The 17,053-nt window shown below is 70.7% G+C and carries 14 protein-coding genes; 8 read left to right on the forward strand and 6 right to left on the reverse strand.

The features are described from left to right. Positions 1 to 146: 146 nt before the first annotated feature. Entirely contained in the window at positions 147 to 1,217 is a 1,071-nt protein-coding gene (locus tag ABZT18_RS16475) for an acyltransferase family protein (protein WP_354992853.1), read from the forward strand. 119 nt (positions 1,218 to 1,336) lie between these two features. Here ABZT18_RS16475 and purD read toward each other — a convergent pair whose 3' ends face one another. The 3 genes from purD to ABZT18_RS16490 form a co-directional block, all read right to left on the reverse strand. Then, positions 1,337 to 2,587 carry a phosphoribosylamine--glycine ligase gene (gene purD / locus ABZT18_RS16480; RefSeq protein ID WP_355251570.1) on the reverse strand — a complete coding sequence of 417 codons (1,251 nt, stop codon included), beginning with the start codon at positions 2,585 to 2,587 and terminating at the stop codon, positions 1,337 to 1,339. Positions 2,588 to 2,736: 149 nt separating this feature from the next. Further along, the gene (locus ABZT18_RS16485; RefSeq protein WP_355251574.1) at positions 2,737 to 3,606 is read right to left on the reverse strand and encodes a type IV toxin-antitoxin system AbiEi family antitoxin domain-containing protein; all 870 of its coding nucleotides are present in this window, start codon (positions 3,604 to 3,606) and stop codon (positions 2,737 to 2,739) included. Positions 3,607 to 3,803: 197 nt separating this feature from the next. Then, a complete protein-coding gene (locus tag ABZT18_RS16490; RefSeq protein WP_354992856.1) occupies positions 3,804 to 5,093 on the reverse strand; it encodes an adenylosuccinate synthase in 1,290 nt (429 codons plus the stop codon). A 124-nt stretch (positions 5,094 to 5,217) separates the two neighbouring features. Between ABZT18_RS16490 and ABZT18_RS16495 the strand changes: the two genes are divergently transcribed. Together ABZT18_RS16495 and ABZT18_RS16500 are read left to right on the forward strand one after the other, a co-directional pair. Then, positions 5,218 to 6,327 carry a hypothetical protein gene (locus ABZT18_RS16495; RefSeq protein ID WP_354992857.1) on the forward strand — a complete coding sequence of 370 codons (1,110 nt, stop codon included), beginning with the start codon at positions 5,218 to 5,220 and terminating at the stop codon, positions 6,325 to 6,327. Positions 6,328 to 6,397: 70 nt separating this feature from the next. Next, on the forward strand, positions 6,398 to 8,701 hold the full coding sequence (locus ABZT18_RS16500) for a chromosome partitioning protein (RefSeq protein ID WP_355251577.1): 2,304 nt from the start codon (positions 6,398 to 6,400) through the stop codon (positions 8,699 to 8,701). Positions 8,702 to 8,746: 45 nt separating this feature from the next. On the opposite strand, the gene ABZT18_RS16505 is transcribed toward ABZT18_RS16500, so the two are convergent. Beyond that, entirely contained in the window at positions 8,747 to 9,175 is a 429-nt protein-coding gene (locus ABZT18_RS16505) for a DUF3151 domain-containing protein (RefSeq protein ID WP_355251580.1), read from the reverse strand. A gap of 249 nt (positions 9,176 to 9,424) precedes the next feature. Here ABZT18_RS16505 and ABZT18_RS16510 point away from each other — a divergent pair, with 249 nt between their 5' ends. Further along, positions 9,425 to 10,624, forward strand: coding sequence for a hypothetical protein (locus ABZT18_RS16510; protein ID WP_355251583.1), 1,200 nt, complete (start codon positions 9,425 to 9,427; stop codon positions 10,622 to 10,624). A gap of 54 nt (positions 10,625 to 10,678) precedes the next feature. Here the strand turns inward: ABZT18_RS16510 and fbaA are convergent, their stop codons facing one another. Further along, the gene (gene fbaA, locus ABZT18_RS16515; protein ID WP_354992861.1) at positions 10,679 to 11,704 is read right to left on the reverse strand and encodes a class II fructose-bisphosphate aldolase; all 1,026 of its coding nucleotides are present in this window, start codon (positions 11,702 to 11,704) and stop codon (positions 10,679 to 10,681) included. A gap of 134 nt (positions 11,705 to 11,838) precedes the next feature. After that, complete coding sequence (locus ABZT18_RS16520) at positions 11,839 to 12,222, reverse strand: phage holin family protein (RefSeq protein WP_355251586.1); 384 nt, start codon at positions 12,220 to 12,222, stop codon at positions 11,839 to 11,841. Positions 12,223 to 12,346: 124 nt separating this feature from the next. On the opposite strand from ABZT18_RS16520, the gene ABZT18_RS16525 reads away from it, so the two are divergent. The 4 genes from ABZT18_RS16525 (at position 12,347) to ABZT18_RS16540 (ending at position 16,948) form a co-directional block, all read left to right on the forward strand. Beyond that, on the forward strand, positions 12,347 to 12,559 hold the full coding sequence (locus ABZT18_RS16525) for a hypothetical protein (protein WP_354992863.1): 213 nt from the start codon (positions 12,347 to 12,349) through the stop codon (positions 12,557 to 12,559). A 134-nt stretch (positions 12,560 to 12,693) separates the two neighbouring features. After that, a complete protein-coding gene (locus tag ABZT18_RS16530) occupies positions 12,694 to 13,419 on the forward strand; it encodes a hypothetical protein (RefSeq protein WP_355251589.1) in 726 nt (241 codons plus the stop codon). A gap of 88 nt (positions 13,420 to 13,507) precedes the next feature. After that, positions 13,508 to 15,112, forward strand: a complete 1,605-nt coding sequence (locus tag ABZT18_RS16535; RefSeq protein ID WP_355251592.1) for an LPXTG cell wall anchor domain-containing protein — start codon at positions 13,508 to 13,510, stop codon at positions 15,110 to 15,112. Between the two features lie 252 nt (positions 15,113 to 15,364). Further along, positions 15,365 to 16,948: an LPXTG cell wall anchor domain-containing protein gene (locus ABZT18_RS16540; RefSeq protein WP_355251595.1), complete on the forward strand. Its 1,584-nt coding sequence runs from the start codon at positions 15,365 to 15,367 to the stop codon at positions 16,946 to 16,948. Positions 16,949 to 17,053 lie beyond the last annotated feature (105 nt).

Genomic DNA, 17,053 nt, shown 5'->3' on the forward strand with positions numbered 1-17,053 from the left:
ATGTGCCGGCAGCCCGCCTGCCCGGGAGCGATCGCCGATCCTGGTGGGACTGCGGTTCGGCCGGTGGTAGCGCCGTCAATCCCAGGTATTTGTGATCCTGGTCACTTCGACTAGATCGATTATCGGCGGCCCGGCAGCCTTGCCGAGTGACAACCCTGGTACGGCCCGAGAGCAGCGACGTCGCAGTCGCGCCGGCCACCCGTGACCCGTACATCGACAACGTCAAAGGGCTGCTGATTCTCCTGGTCGTGCTCGGCCACACTGTGGGTCAGACGGTCGGCTCCTCGCCGGGTGGCAGAACGATATACACGTTGGTCTACCTGTGCCACATGCCGGCCTTCGCCATGTTGTCCGGGATGCTCTCGGCAACCGAGCTCACCGGGCGCCGGGCGGCGTCGCTGGTGCGTGACCTGCTCGCTCCGTACGTGGTGTTCCAACTGCTCTACATGGGCTTCTACACGGCTATGGACCAGCCCATGAACTGGACGATCAACCAGTTCCTGACCCCGGTCTACCACCTGTGGTTCCTGCCCGCCCTGCTGATCTGGCGGATGCTCACGCCGCTGTTCGCTCAACTTCGCGGAGCGGTCGTGATCGCGATCGGGGTCTCTCTTCTCGCCGGAACATCCACAGTCCTCAGCCACGCCCTGTCATTGAACCGGGTGGCCGGCATGCTGCCCTTCTTCGTCCTCGGCGTCCGGCTCGGACGCGGCAGGCTGGCGTACCGCCCGTCTGCTCGGGTGCGGCTCGCCGCGGTCACCGTGCTCATCGCTGCCGTGCCGATCGCCTACCTGGTCGGTTCGCGCCTGCCAAACCTCTGGCTGTACTGGAACAGCACCTACCAGCGCATCGGGGTGGACCTGACCGACGGCGTCCTGATCCGGCTCGGACTGATGGCCGTCGCGTCGGCGATGACCTGGGCGATCATGATGCTGGCACCGCGCCGCCAGATGTTTCTCACGGGCTGGGGTGCCAACTCCATGTACCCGTACCTGCTGCACGGGTTCGCCGTGCTGGCCTTCGCCTGGTCCACACTCGACAGCCGAGTCGACAGCATCCCCGCCCTGCTGGCACTTCTCGCCGTGGTGGTGGCGGTGGTCTGGATCACCGCCAGCCGGCCGGTGGTGTGGGCGCTGCGTCCGCTGGTCAGCCCGCCGGTCGGCTGGCTGCTCCGGAAGGCCCCCTCGGGGCAGCCGCCGGTGGGGGTACGCGCCTAGGACCTGGGCGGCCCACCTCGATGGTCCGGTCGTACGCGGGGGTCGGGTCGGCGCGACCTCCGCCACTCGATGCCACGATCATCCGACGTGGCCGTGGCAGCTGCGACGGGGGTTACCGGTCAGCTGGGAATTGTGATCCGGCCGTCGATGGCGGCGGCGGCGATGTCGGTGCGGTGCTGCGAGCCGGCCAACTCCACCCCGTTCACCAGCGCGTACGCGGCCTCCCGGGCGGCTGCCAGGTCGGCGCCGGTGGCCGTACCGCAGAGCACCCGGCCGCCAGCGGAGAGCAACGCGCCGTCGCTGGCCCGGCGGGCGGTGCCCGCGTGGATGATGCCCGGCCGGTCCCCACCGGTGATCACGTCGCCGGTACGCGGCGCGGCCGGATAGCCCTGGGCGGCGAGCACCACTGCGACCGCGGCGCCGGGCTGCCAACGCAGCGGCGGATGCCCGGCCAACGTGCCGGTGGCCGCCGCGTGCAGCAGCCCGCCCAGCGGGGTCTCCAGCAGTGCGAGCACCACCTGAGTCTCCGGGTCACCGAAGCGGGCGTTGAACTCGATCACGCGGGGGCCGACGAGGGTCATCGCGAGCCCGACGTAGAGCAGACCGGAGAACGGGGTAGCCCGTCGGCGCATCTCGGCGAGGGTCGGGTGGACCACGTCGCGCATGACGTCATCGACCAGGCCGGGCGGGGCCCAGGGCAGCGGTGCGTACGCTCCCATGCCGCCAGTGTTCGGGCCGGTGTCGCCATCGCCGATCCGCTTGAAGTCCTGGGCCGGCAGCAGTGGCACCGCCGCCTCGCCGTCGGTGACCACGAAGAGGCTGACCTCCGGGCCGTCGAGGAACTCCTCGACCACGACGCGGCCACACTCCCGCGCGTGCGCCAACGCGGCGGACCGGTCGTCGGTCACCACCACGCCCTTGCCGGCGGCGAGCCCGTCGTCCTTCACCACGTACGGGGCGCCGAACTCGTCGAGCGCCCGCGCGGTGCTCTCGTCGTCCGTGCAGACGTACGCCCGGGCGGTCGGCACGCCGGCGGCGGTCATCACGTCCTTGGCGAACGCCTTGGAACCCTCCAACCGGGCGGCCTCACCCGAGGGACCGAACACGGCGATGCCCTTGGCGCGTACCGCGTCGGCGACCCCGGCGACCAGCGGCGCCTCTGGCCCGATCACCACCAGGTCAGCGGCAGTCTCCACGGCCAGCGCCGCGACCGCGGCCGGATCGGTCGCGTTGACGGCCCGCAATTCGGCCACCCCCGCGATCCCCGGATTACCAGGCGCTGCAATCAGCGCGGTAACAGCCGGATCGGCAGCCAACCCAAGAGCAAGCGCATGCTCGCGCCCCCCACCACCCACCAAAAGAACCCGCACAACGCCAGATCCTACTGTCCCCACCCCCACCCCCGTTGATCATGAAGTTGTTGCCCACCGTCTCGGCGTGTCATGGCAACAGCTTCATGGTCAACGCTGCCGGGCGGCGGCGATTGCTTGGCGGACGGTCCACGGGATGTAGTCGGGGTTCAGGGTGTCCGACCAGGTGAAGCGGAGCACGGCCAGCCGGCATTGACCAGACGGTTCTGCCGGCGGCGGTCAGCGAAGACGGCCTCGGGGACGCCATGCGGGCCGCGGCCGTCGGCCTCGGCGATAATCCGGGGACCACGCCAGCCAAGATCGCCGATGCCGAGCAGATAGCCGTCTCCGTCGCGGACTTCGAGCTGCAGTGCGTCGGGCCCAACCCTGCCGTCGACGCAGCGGAGCCGCGCGCGCGTCTCAAGCGGCGACTGCGACCGCCCGTCCACCTCGCCGAAGTAGCCACGAGCGGCGATCGCACCGCGCCGCCCGCGAATGAGACGCGGGATGGAAAGCAGGTCATCGGCGGTCACGAGGCGGCGATTCACCGCCGAATCCAACACGCTCACCGCCGAGAATCGATCAGCCCGCAGACAGAGGTCGGCAAGGGTCCGCAGCGACCCGGTAGCGGTGATCCCGTCCACCCGGACGAGATGCTCAGGCGGAATGACCAACTGATGGGCCACCACCTGCGGATGGGCGAGTCGAGCCGGCCTGGCGACAGGACCCGGCACCGACAGATGAATCAACTCGGTGACCCGCATCCCGGCCAGCCCGTGCAGCTCGGCGGCCGTTGAGAGCACCGCGGCGGCCGCCGGGCCATAGGAGGCCACCGCAGCCCTGATCCGTGCCCGCCGGGGCACGCCGTCGTACAGGTCGGCGTCCACGAGGTAGCTTCCCCGCGCCACGACGCGCCAACGCCCGGCCCGGCAGAACCGCTGCACCTCATGTGTGCTCAAGCCGACGGCTCGCGCCTGCTCAAGCGTCACGATGCCGTTCTGCTCGGCCGCAACCCGCCGCACAACGTCCAAGGCGTCCACCCAGCCACCCTGACCGACCAACGAGCCCGGGGCACCCCCCTGTGGACAACCGCGCCGCCCCCTGTGGATAACCAGCAGCTAGCGCGCGTTGATCATGAAGTTATTGCCACAACACGCCGGGCGGCAGGGCAATAACTTCATGATCAACCAGGAGGGCGACCCGGGGGCCGGGGGCCGGGGTTGGGGGTGGGGTGGGGTTAGGGGAGGAGGGGGTGGAGGAGGACGTTTTCGTCTCGGCCTGGGCCTACGCCTACGACGCTCACTCGGGTGTTGCAGAGTTCTTCTACCCGGGCTATGTAGCGGCGGGCATTCTCCGGCAGGTCATCGGCGGTGCGGGCCTTGGTGATGTCCTCCCACCAGCCGTCGAGCTCCTCGTAGACGGGCTTGGCGTGGTGGAAGTCCGTCTGGCTCATCGGCATGTCGTCGACCCGGACGCCGTTGATCTCGTAACCGACGCAGATCGGCACCTTGGGCAGGCCGGTGAGCACGTCCAGCTTCGTGATGACCAGGTCGGTGACGCCGTTCAGGCGGCAGGCGTACCGGGCGACGACCGCGTCGAACCACCCGCACCGGCGCTCGCGCCCGGTGGTGGTGCCGTACTCCGCGCCGATCTTGCGCAGGTGTGCGCCGTTGGCGTCGAACAGCTCGGTCGGGAACGGTCCCGCACCGACCCGGGTGGTGTACGCCTTGCTCACCGCGATCACCTTGTTGATCGCGGTCGGCGGGATGCCAGCGCCCACGCAGGCGCCACCGGCGGTCGGGTTCGACGAGGTCACGAAGGGATACGTGCCGTGGTCCATGTCGAGCATGGTGGCCTGGGCGCCCTCCAGCAGCACCGTCTCGCCCCGGTCCAGGGCGTCCCAGAGCATCGCCCGGGTCTCCGCGATGTACGGCTTGAGCCGCTCCGCGTACTCCAGGTACTCCTCGACGGTCGCCTCAAGGTCGATCGCCTTGCGGTTGTAGACCTTGAACAGGATCTGGTTCTTCTCGCGCAGTGCGAGTTCCAGCTTCTTGCGCAGGATGCCCGGGTCGAGCAGGTCCTGGAGCCGGATGCCGATCCGGGCGACCTTGTCGCCGTACGCCGGGCCGATTCCCCGGCCGGTGGTGCCGATCCGGGACGAGCCGAGGTACCGCTCGATCACCCGGTCCAGCGCCCGGTGGTGCGGCATGATCAGGTGCGCGTCACCGGAGATCCGCAGCCGGGACACGTCGACGCCACGCTCGGCCAGGCCGTCGATCTCGGCGAGCAGCACCTTCGGGTCGACCACCACACCGTTGCCGATGACGATCATCGCGTTCGGCGAGAGCGCGCCGGACGGCATCAGGTGCAGCGCGTACTTCTGGCCGTCCGGGGTGATCACCGTGTGGCCGGCGTTGTTGCCACCGGAGTAGCGCACGACGTAGTCGACCCGCTCACCCAGCAGGTCGGTAACCTTGCCCTTGCCCTCGTCGCCCCACTGGGCACCGAGGAGCACGATCGCTGGCATCTTTTCCGCCTCCAGAAGGCTCGGGTGCCAGGTGGCGACCGGTTGGCGAGCCCGGGGTGTCAGGTTAACAAGTAGTGACGGCGCGGCCGGCAGGGGTCGCGTCGAGAGGCAGGAGGCTCCTTCCGTGTACGACGTGGTGCTGCTCACCCTCTCATCGGAGCGGGACGCTCCCGGGGGCTGTGGCAGCGGCGGGGCCTGCTGCGGCGGTGCGACCGAGGTCGACACCGACCCGACCAGCGACACCGACACCGGCGTGACCGACCCGACCAGCGACACCGACCCGACAAGCGTGACCGACACCCGCCAGACCGACACCGGCCAGACGACCCAGGCCGGCGGTGACACCGAGCGGTGCGCCACCGAACGGCCACGGGTGCCGGTGCTGGCCTGCGCCGATGCGCTGACCGCCCGGGGCGCCCGGGTCGAGACGGTCACCGCCCGCTCCGACGCGGAGATCGACGAGGTCCTGGCCCGGCTCGACGGCCCGGCCCGCCCGGACGGCCTCACCTGGCCGGACCAGGACGGCAAGACCCGGCTGGTCGTCGCAACGGCCAGCGACGCGCAGTTGCGCGCCGTGCTGCGCCGGCTGGTCCGGCGGTACGCGCCACCGCCGAGCCGCCGCCCGGCGGACCTGCCCGGCAACCGGACCCTGCCCGACCTGCCGCCGGTGGCCGTACTCCCGCTCGATCCGGCCCGTGGCGGCACCCACCGGGACCTGGCCGCGCAGCTCGGGCTGCCCCGTGACCCGGCGACGGTGGCTGCCGCGGTGCTGGACGGCACGCCGCGCCGGTTGGACCTGCTCCGCAACGACGGCGGCTCGGTGACCCTGGACGGCGCGCTGCTCGGCGCCGCCGACGACGCCGGCCGGCCGCTGCACTGGCGGGCCCGGGTCGAGGTGGACGACACCATCCTCTCCAACGGTGACGAACCGCTGCTGGCCTGCGCGGTCGGCAACGCCGGCGGCTACGCGACGCTCGGCGACGTGACGCTGCTGACCGAACCGGACCCGGCCGACGGCCAGGTCGAGGTCGCGGTGGCCGTGCCGGTGGTCGTCCGCTCGGCGTTGGGGCGCAAGCGGGTACGCCTGGAAGTTCGGCGGGCCCGCGGGCGGGCCGTGTCGGTGGTGCCCAGGGAGGGGAAGGTGCCGTACCTCGACGATGGTGTCGAGGGCGAGCTGACCCGGAAGCGTTCGTGGTGGATCGAGCCGGGCGCCTGGGCGGTCTGGTCGATCTGACCTCAGCTGCGCCGAGCGGCCCCCGTGGGCGGATGGGCCTATCCTCGCAGGAGGACTGGGGAGGGCCGTAATGGACGAGAACGCCGACCGGGCGCAGGTGCCCGGCCAGCAGCCGGTGCCGGAGCGGGACATCGAACCACTCTGGCCACCGGATCCCGCCGACCGGGGCGCCGGTGGCGCGGTACCGCCCTGGGCGGCGGTCGCCGAGCAGCGGGGTGCGCCGTCGTCGGTCGCGCCTCCGCCGGTGACACCGCCGGTGGCCGCGCCGCCGGTCGGCCGACCGCCGGTTCCCGGGCAACCCGGGGCTGCGGCCCTGCCGCCGCCCTCACCGTCCGACTACCCGTCGCTCACCGGTGCCGTTCCGGCGCCCGGGGGCTGGGGGGTGAGCGGCCCGTCTGGCGCCGGGACGGGTTGGGCGCCGCCGCAGCCGAGCTGGCCGCCGGCCAACCCTGCCGCTGCGCCGACACCGCCGACAACCGGCACTCCCCCGGCGACGGGCACTCCGCCGGCACCGCCGGCAACCGGCACTCCGCCGGCACCGCCGGCAGTCGGCACTCCCGCGAGCAGCGGCGTCCCGGGCGGCACCGGGATCCCCGCCATCGCTGCGAGCGCTGGCACTGGCACCCCTGCCAGCGCTGCGCCGACAGACGGCCCACCCGAGGCGGCGAACACCGCAGTCACGGCGGCACAGGCCCGTGACCGGGGTCCGACCGCCGTCCCCGCCTCGCCGATCGCGCCGGGCGGTGTCGACCTGGACCTGCCGTTCACGCTGGACCGCCCCACCGCAGCCGCCGTCCCCACCGAGCGCCCCACTGCGGCCACCTCGCCCACCGAGCGCCCGGCCACAGCCGCCACGCCGGCAGACTCTGCGACGGCTGGTCCCGCAGCGACCGGACCGGCGGGTCAGGGTGGCGGAACCGGGGAGGCGGGATCCGCCGGCGGAGCGACGCGGCCGGCCACGGAGTCGCCGTGGGCGTATCCGCCGCAGCGCCCGGCTGGAGCGCCCGCACCGGCCCGCGACGAGGCCGCCCCGGCAACGCCCCCGATCCCCGCCCCGCCCGGGCCGCAGCCGCCACACTCCAGCGTCCCGCAGACCGGCCCCGGTCAGCCACAGGCCCGCCCCGGTCAGACGTACTCCGCTCAATCGTTCACCCCGGCGATCCCTGGCCAGACCGGCCCGCCGCAGATCCCACCCCCGCCCGACCTGACGCAGTTCAGCAACTCGCCGCACGGCGGCCCAGCGCCGCAGCAGGCCGGGCCGACGACCCCACCGCCCGGCCCGTTCCCGCCGTCCCCGGGTTGGTACCCGCCGCCATGGCAGCAGGGCACGACCGGTGTCCAGCCTGGGCAGCCGTACCAGGAGGCCGACGGGGTGACCCGGGTGCCCACCACCGGATACCCGGACACCCCCGGATATCCGGACGCGAGCTGGACGCCGGAGGCCGCAGCGGCACCGACCGCCGAGGACTTCGCCCGGCGCCGGCAGGTCCGGCCCGCCGACCCGGTGGCGACCATGGGTGTACGCGCGGTCGTCAACAAGATGGGGCTGCTTCGGCTCGCTCCCGGGCGGCAGGAGCAGGAGCTCAAGCGGGACATCGAGATGGTGCGCCGCAACTTCGGCGGGCTGCGGCAGGTGACCGTGGTCAACCCGAAGGGCGGCGCCGGCAAGACGGTGGCCATCCTGCTGCTCGCGATGACGTTCGGTCAGAAGCGCGGTGGCTACGTGCTGGCCTGGGACAACAACGAGACCCAGGGCACCCTTGGGATGCGCGCCCAACAGGATTTCCACTCCCGCACTGTGCGGGACATGCTGCGTGACCTCGGGCAGTTCCAGGGTTCACACGGGCGGGTCGGCGACCTGTCGCAGTACGTCCGCTCGCAGGGCGAGGGGATGTTCGACGTACTCGCCTCGGACGAGTCGGCCACCGGTGGCGAGATGCTGACCGCGGCCGCGTTCGCCGAGATCCGTGAGGTGGTCAGCCGGTTCTACAAGTTGATCTTCGTGGACACCGGGAACAACGTCCGGGCGCAGAACTGGCAGGCCTCGATGGACGCCACCGACCAGTTGGTGGTCACCATGTCGGCCCGTAACGACTCAGCGGAGACCGCCGCCCGAATGCTCGACCACCTGGAGCAGAGTGGCCGGCAACGGCTGGTCCGCCAGGCCGTGACGGTGGTGTCGATGCCGCCGTCCCGCAAGGAGATCGACCTGCCGGCCATCCAGGAGCACTTCGCGGCCCGCACCCGGGCGGTGCTGCTGGCCCCGTACGAGCGGCTCATCGACACTGGCGAGCCGATCCGGTACGGCGGGCTCTCCGCGGCCACCCGGGACGCCTGGCTGAAGATCGCCGCCGCGGTCGCCGAGGGGCTGTAACCCGCCGACGGCTGGCCCGGTGCCGGGCCGGCCGTCGGAGCGGGGTCAGTTGCTGGCCAGGGCGTCCGCCGCCTCGGGGTCGCAGTCGCGGAGGAACTGGGCGCAGCGGGCCGCCTCGTCGGCCTCGCCGATCTCGTCGGCGGCGCGGGAGAGCACGTACAGGCAGCGGAGGAAGCCCTGGTTGGGCTCGTGGGACCACGGCACCGGGCCGTGCCCCTTCCATCCGCTGCGGCGCAGCTGGTCGAGGCCCCGGTGGTAGCCGGTGCGTGCGTAGGCGTACGCCGTCACCACCTGTTCCTGGGCGAACGCCCGGGCTGCGAGCGCCGCCCAGGCCGCACTGTTGGTCGGGAAGCGGGCCGCCACGTTGGCGAACGCCTCATCGGTGCCGGCCTCCTCGGCGGCAGCCAGGGCGGCGTCGGCCTCGTCGTTCACGGGCAGGCGGGTGGCCGGTGGCTCTGGCAAAAGGTTCTGCATCGCCCCATTCAACCCGCTGGACAGGGCGACACGCGAGCGGGTCGGCCGACCTGTTCCGCTGAACGGCTGAGGAGTTGGTCACGCCTGCGGCCTATGCCGCTGCCAGGTGTTTTCCACTACAACTAATGGTCCGGAGCCTCCCCAGGAACCGGTAACGCAGGAGCCCGGTGGCCACGACCACCGGGCTCCTGTCGGTTCCACCCCGGGCCCGAGGTTTGGCCGGTGCCGCCGGACGGGCAGGATGGCCGGGTGCCGACCCCACCTCCCGCGGACGTCATCGAGCCGCACCTGCACACCGGCGAGATCCAGACCCGGGACGAGTTCGACCGACAGTTGGCCACCGGCCGACTGACCGGGCTGACCGTGCAGGGCCTGCGCCTCGACCTCGCGCCGATGCCCGACCTGACCGACATCGAGGTCACCGGCACCCTCTTCGTGGGCTGCCGGTTCGCCTCCCGGGACGTCGGCGCGGACCTGGTCCGGCGTGGCGCGAACGTGGTGCCGCCATTCTCCGGGCTGCCGTATCCGACCCAGCCGACGCACCTCTACACCCCGGAGGAACTGGCCGCCGGGTTCGCCGAGGGCGGGTTCACCGGGATGTACGACACCCGGGTGTACGAGCACTACCGGGCGCACGGCGGCGCGCTGCCGGACGTCAAGGAGGCGCTGGGTCAGCGGCTGCACGACCACGGCGTGGACAACGCGTTGGCCGACGCCACCCGGGTCTGGCTGGCCGGGCACGGGCCGCAGTCGGTGGTGGGCATCATGGGCGGGCACGCGGTGCTGCGCGGCAGCCCGGCGTACCGGATGGCGGCCGTGCTGGGTTGGGAGCTGGCGCGGGCCGACCGGCTGGTGGTGACCGGCGGCGGTCCCGGGGTGATGGAGGCGGCGAACCTGGGCGCCTACCTGGCGGACCGGCCAGCGTCCGACCTGACCGCGGCGATCGACCTGCTGGCCTCCGCGCCCGACTTCGCCGACCACCAGCGGTACACGGCCACGGCGTTGACGGTCCGGCAGCGGTACGCAAGTGTGCCCCGGCAGCGCGGCGCCGACCTGGCGTGGGCGCGTGCCGGCGGCCTGGCCATTCCGACCTGGCTGTACGGGCACGAACCGGCGAACCTGTTCGCCGGGCGGATCGCCAAGTACTTCTCCAACGCGATCCGGGAGGACACCATCCTGCGACTTGCCCGGGGCGGCATCGTCTTCGCACCGGGACGGGCCGGCACGGTGCAGGAGGTGTTCCAGGCGGCCACCAAGACCTACTACGGCACCGACGGCGCCAGCGGCGCGTACATCTTCCTGGACCGCGGCTACTGGACCCGGGAGCTGCCGGTGGAGGCGTTGTTGCGTCCGCTGCTGGCCGCGTCCCCGTTCGGTGACCTGTCGTCGACGATCCACCTCACCGACGACGTCCACGAGGCCGTCCGCCTGCTCACCGCGCCGGCCTGACGAAACGACGACGGCCGGCCTCCCGAGGGAGAGCCGGCCGTCGGTGGGACGTCGTTACTTGGACATCGTGGTGCCGGTCGAGCGCAGGTGCTCGCACGCCTCGACGACCCGGGCGGCCAGGCCGGCCTCGGCGGCCTTGCCCCAGGCACGCGGGTCGTACTGCTTCTTGTTGCCGACCTCGCCGTCGATCTTCAGCACGCCGTCGTAGTTGCGGAGCATGTGGTCCGCGACGGGCCGGGTGAAGGCGTACTGCGTGTCGGTGTCGATGTTCATCTTCACCACGCCGTAGTCCAGCGCCTCGCGGATCTCGCTCAGCAGGGAGCCCGAACCGCCGTGGAAGACCAGGCTGAGCGGCTTGTCCTTGCCGTACTTGGCGCCGACCGCGTCCTGGATCTGCTTGAGGATCTCCGGACGCAGCTTGACGTTGCCCGGCTTGTAGACGCCGTGCACGTTGCCGAAGGTCAGCGCCGCCATGTAGCGGCCCTTCTCGCCGAGACCGAGGGCCTCGACCATGGCCAGGCCGTCCTCGGTGGTGGTGTAGAGCTTGTCGTTGATGGCGTTCTCGACGCCATCCTCCTCGCCACCGACGACGCCGACCTCGATCTCAAGGACGATCTTGCCCTTGGCGGCCTCGTCGAGGAGCTGGGAGGCGATCTGCAGGTTCTCCGCCACCGGCACGGCCGAGCCGTCCCACATGTGCGACTGGTACAGCGGCGCCTCGCCGCGCTTCACCCGCTCCTGCGAGATGGCCATCAGCGGACGGACGAACCCGTCCAGCTTGTCCTTCGGGCAGTGGTCGGTGTGCAGCGCGATGTTGACCGAGTACTTCTTGGCCACCTCGTGCGCGTACGCGGCGAACGCCACCGCGCCGGTGACCATGTCCTTGATCGAGGGGCCGGAGAGGTACTCGGCGCCACCGGTGGAGACCTGGACGATGCCGTCGCTCTCCGCGTCGGCGAAGCCCTTGAGCGCCGCGTTCAGCGTCTGGGAAGAGGTCACGTTGATCGCGGGGTACGCGTACCGGCCAGCCTTGGCCCGGTCCAGCATCTCCGCGTAGGCCTCGGGGGAAGCGATGGGCATGTGATGCGCTCCTTACTTACCACTCTCGGCCGTGCTGGCCGCTGTTGTTCATACGTGCGCCGGACCGCGCTGTCCTCCACCCGAAGTATCCCGTAGGTGAGGTGCGCCGGAACAACCGACCCGGTGCCAGCCGTTCACCGCTCACCCAGACTGTCCGGCACGATGACGCTGATCAGCCAGGTGACCACGGTCATCACGATGGCTCCCCAGAACGCCGGCCAGAACCCGTCCACCTGGAACGGCAGGTCGAGCCCGCTGGCGATCCGGTCGGTGAGCAGGAACAGCAATGCGTTGACCACCAGCGCGAACAGGCCAAGGGTCAGCAGGTAGAACACACAGCCGACCACCCTGATCACCGGCTTGAGCACCGCGTTGATCACGCCGAAGATCAGCGCCACCACGATCAGGGTAAGGACGGTGTTGCTACCCGAGCGCCCGTGCACATCGACACCGGGCACGATGAGCGTGGTTATCCACAACGCGACCGCGGTGATCACCAGTCGAATGAGGAAGCCCACGACACCATCCTGGCATCGGGTCGCGTCACCGAGGGCTGATTCCGCCTACTCCGCTTCCGGGCGCGGTGCCGGCACAGCCCGTACGGTGGGTGGGAGCCGTGCCCCGAGACCCCCGGGAGGGACGATGGGTCAGCCCGACGAGGACTTCACCCCCGGCGACCACCTTGCCCCGGACGAACGCGACCCCGAGGCCGAGACGGCCGACGCGGTCGAGCAGGCCGCAGTGGTCGGCCCCCTCGACGTCGACTCCGAGCCGCACCGCGGCCTGGAGGTCGACGACTGGGACGCGATGGAGCAGGCCCGGGTGGTCACCGGAGACGAGGACGACTACCGCTGACCCCGCCACGGGCCGGCTGCCCGTTGCGGCAGAGGTGCTGAGCCGTTCGGATCGATAGACGGGGAACGATCAAAAAGGACCACCAAAGAAGCCGGTGGTCTCCCTAGGTTGGACGAGCGCCACCTGTATCCCCCATGTTCAAGCATTCGACCCGTTGGATGGCCGGGCTCGGCGCCGCAGGCGCGTTGGTCGTCGGCTCCGTCACCCCCGCCGTCGCGGCGGCCGCAGTCGAGATCGAGATCGAGCCCTACTTCCAGGACAGCACCCTGGCCGTCGGCGCGGCACCAACAACCCGCGCCCTGTTCCTGTACGCCGACGAGCCGGCGGTGCTCACCGACGTCTCCGTGCGGTATGACTACCGCACGCTTGCCGGCAAGATCAGCATTGCCCACGCGGATAACCAGGAGTGCGCCGCCCCGGAGCCGGGCGTTCTCGTCTGTGAGGAGCCCTACGAGGTCGTCCTTTACGAGATGGCGCCGCCTGCCAGCGGGGTCTACCGCAATGCCACCAAGCGGGTGGACATCGCCGCCACCGAAGATGCGCAGCTCGGCGACTCGGGCGACGTCGTGGTCAGCTTCCAGGCGGGCGGCGGCCGGCGCGGGCGGCTACCTGCTCGCCCGACGTCGCACCACCCGCTTCGTCGCCTGACCCACCCGCCTGACGGCGCCCCTCCCGTACCTGGCCAGCGGGGCGCCGTCATGGTCCACGGGGGACTGGGCGTGATCGGTGGGCAACGGCACCGTCTCGGCGGGCTCCCCGCTCAGCAGCACCCGGCGCATCCAGGAGCCGCGCCGCCAACTCGTGCGGATGCACCGAACGTTGCGGTGACGCTTATCAACCTTTCGGTTCGTCTTCATTGATGGGCGGCACTTCGGGGCGGTGATCAACCTTGGTGGTTCCTTAGGATCCGCAGGCTCCACCTGGATCCCTCACTGGAGGAACCCCCTTATGCTCACTTACTCCACCCGGCGTTGGCTCGCAGGACTGGGCGTAGCAGGCGCGTTTGTCGCCGCCTCCGCCAGTCCGGCCATCGCCGCCACCGAGGAAGCGCCCCTCGAGTTGGGCGTCTACTTCGGCAACACGACCATCGCCGCCGACTCGGCCGGCAAGGTCGAGTCCGCGACCATCTACAGCAGCGCCCCGGTGGTGCTCCGCGATCTCACCGTGCGCTACGACTACCGCAGCCTGGCCGACAAGGTCACCCTCGCGGAGGACGCAGAGACGTCGACCGAATGCACCACACCGGAAAAGGGCGTCCTGCTCTGCACCGCGCCGTGGGAGGTCGGTCTGGATGAGTGGGGCCTTGCCGGCATCTTCCCCGTCGTCATCGCGCCCACCGACAGCGCGAAGGACGGGGATACGGGCACCGTCAAAGCGACGCTCAGCGCCGCAGGTCTCGAAGCCGTCAGCCACGATGCCACGATCCGTGTCGGCGAGGGTGTCGACCTCGCTGCCGGACCCGCTGCGGAAGTGTCAGCGGCACCCGGCGAGAAGTTCACCTCCGCCCTCACGATCAGCAACGCCGGTGAGACGGTCGCCACGGGCGCGAGCGTCTTCTTCTACAACGACCACGGCATCCGTGCCGAGAAGCACTACAACAACTGCACCTATGTGGACGACCAACTACGCAGCTGCCACTTCGGCGAGAACCTCGCGCCGGGTGCCACCTACGGCGTCGACCTCAGCTACCAGCTCGGAAAGGACACGTACGCTCCGGGCTCCCAGTACGGCGAGATCGTCTGGATGACGCCCGCGGAGTTCGAGGACTTCGACGCGTACCTGGACAGCGAGGGTGTCTCGGCAGGTAAGCCGGGGACCGACGGGAAACTGACCCTCGCCGAGCTCGGCACGAAGGCCGGAGCCCGCGGTTATCAAGCTGACACGGAGCCGGAGAACAACTGGTCCTCCCTCGAAGTCACCGTGACCGGTAAGAACGGCACCGACCTCGAGGCGATCGGCGACAGCGCCTCAGGCAAGAAGGGCGATAGGGTCGATGTCACCATCGGCTTCCGCAACAACGGCCCGGCAACGCTGGACTACAGCCGCGGCGGCTCTGCGGTCACCCACATGAGCGTGGAGATCCCGACGAACACCACCGTCGTGGCGGCTCCGGATTTCTGCGCCCCGGTCAACGGTGAGGAATGGGGCGAGTGGGGCGAGCCGGGTGGCCGGGTCTACGGCTGCTACCCGACGCCGTTCATCAAGGCCGGCGACCAGGAAGCCGCCGACTTCACGCTTCGGATCGACAAGGTCGTCCTCAACGACACCGGCACCGTCAAAATCAACGTGCCCTGCCAATGCGACGGCGGCTTCTACGCCGACCTGAAGCCAGCCAACGACACCGCCAAGATCCTGGTGAACGCGGCCACCGGCCAGGGCGGCGGCCAGGACGGCGGCCAGGACGGCGGCGGTGAGGGCGGCGGTGACGGCGGCGGTCTGCCGGTCACCGGCCAGTCCACCGGCCTGATCGCCGGCCTCGGCGCGCTGCTGCTCGCCGCAGGCGTCGGCGGCTACCTGGTGGCCAAGCGCCGCCGGACCCGCTTCGTCGCCTGATCCACCCCGCACCACCGGTGCCCCGCCGACCATCCTGGTCGGCGGGGCACCGTCATTGGAACCCCACGACGCGGGCAATGCGCCAGCGGGCGGGCAGGCATCAGGGATGCAGCCAGACCGAACGTTGGCGGTGACGGCGATCAACCTTTCAGGTCGTCTTCATAGATGAGCAGCTTTCAGGTCGACGGCAGCCTTAGTAATTCCTTAGGATCCGCAAGCTGCACCTGATCTCCCACTTGGAGGAATTCCCCCATGCTCACCCACTCCACCCGGCGGTGGCTCGCCGGACTGGGCGTAGCAGGCGCGTTCGTCGCCGCCTCCGCCAGTCCCGCCGTCGCCGCCCCTGCGGCCGAGTTCGACCTGTACTTCCAGGACGTCACCGTCGCCGCCGATTCGCCTGGCGTGGTGCGTTCCCCGTCCCTGTACAGCAACGAGTCCACGGTGCTCAACGAGGTCTCGGTTCGCTACGACTACCGCAGCATGACTGGCAAGATCACGCTGGCCGGCCAGAACGGCAACGACTGCACCGCAGACGGCGAGGGCGTTCTGCTCTGCCGCGAGAACTTCCCGGTCACCGTCGACGAGCTGTACGGCGGTTTCTTCGGCGAGGTCGTCATCGCGCCGACCGACAAGGCGGCCACCGGTGACGCCGGCGAGCTGAAGATCAGCCTCAAGACCGCCGACAAGGAGATCGCCAGCTACGCCTCCCGGCTCCGGGTCGGCGAGGGCGTCGACCTGCAGGCCGGGCCGGCGACCACGGTGACCGCAGCACCAGGCGGCAAGTTCCAGGCCCCTCTGACGGTGTTCAACGCCGGCACGACCGAGGTCGATGGTGTCGTGGCACTGTTCGACACCGACTACGGCATCCGGACCAAGGAGCGGTTCGACAACTGCCTCTACGCCGATGACTTCCTGTTCGCTTGCGAGTTCGACGAGAAGATCCCCGTCTCCGGGGGTGCGACGGCGACCCTCAACTACGAACTGGCCACCGACACCTACGCGCCGGGCAGCGAGTACAGCTCCGCCTGGTTCATGACCCCGGCTGACTTCGAGGACCTCCTGGGCATCCGCGAGGAGGCCGGTGCTGAGAAGGCCCGCCGCGGCACCGGTAAGACGCTGTCGTTGGACGCGGTCTCCGCCGCCCGGAAGGCCCGTTCCGTTCAGACCGACACCGACCCCAACAACAACTTCGGCGAGCTGCATGTCGACGTCACCGGCAAGAACGGGGCCGACCTGGAGGCCGTCGGTGCCACGCTCACCGGTAAGAAGGGTGCGGTGCTGACCGCCGCGCTCGGCTTCCGCAACAACGGCCCGGCAACCCTGGACCATCTCCGTACCGACTCCGACGTGACGTTCGTCGACGTGACGGTGCCGACCGGTACCACCGCCGTTGAAGTGCCGCTGGAGTGCGCTCCGCGTACCGGCAACGACGCCGAGTGGCAGGAGGCGGGCACCCCCGGTGCCGCCGAGTACCGCTGCTACCCGGGTCCGTTCGCGCCAGCCGGCGAGGAGCTGACCGGCGAGTTCAAGCTCCGGATCGACAAGGTCATCGCCAACGCGAGCGGCGCGGTAAAGGTCAACGTGCCGTGCGAGTGCGAGGGCGGCTTCTACGCCGACCTGAAGCCGGCCAACGACATCGCCAAGATCCTGGTGAACGCGGCCACGGGCCAGGGCGGCGGCCAGGACGGCGGCGGTGAGGGCGGCGGTGACGGCGGCGGTCTGCCGGTCACCGGCCAGTCCACCGGCCTGATCGCCGGCCTCGGCGCGCTGCTGCTCGCCGCAGGCGTCGGCGGCTACCTGGTAACCAAGCGCCGCCGGACCCGCTTCGTCGCCTGATCCACCCCGCACCACCGGTGCCCCGCCGACCATCCTGGTCGGCGGGGCACCGTCGTTGGGACCCACCACGGGTGGCAATACGCCTGCGGGTGGTGAGGGGCCAGT

The sequence above is a fragment of the Micromonospora sp. NPDC005291 genome, from assembly GCF_040607415.1.
GTDB lineage: Bacteria > Actinomycetota > Actinomycetes > Mycobacteriales > Micromonosporaceae > Micromonospora.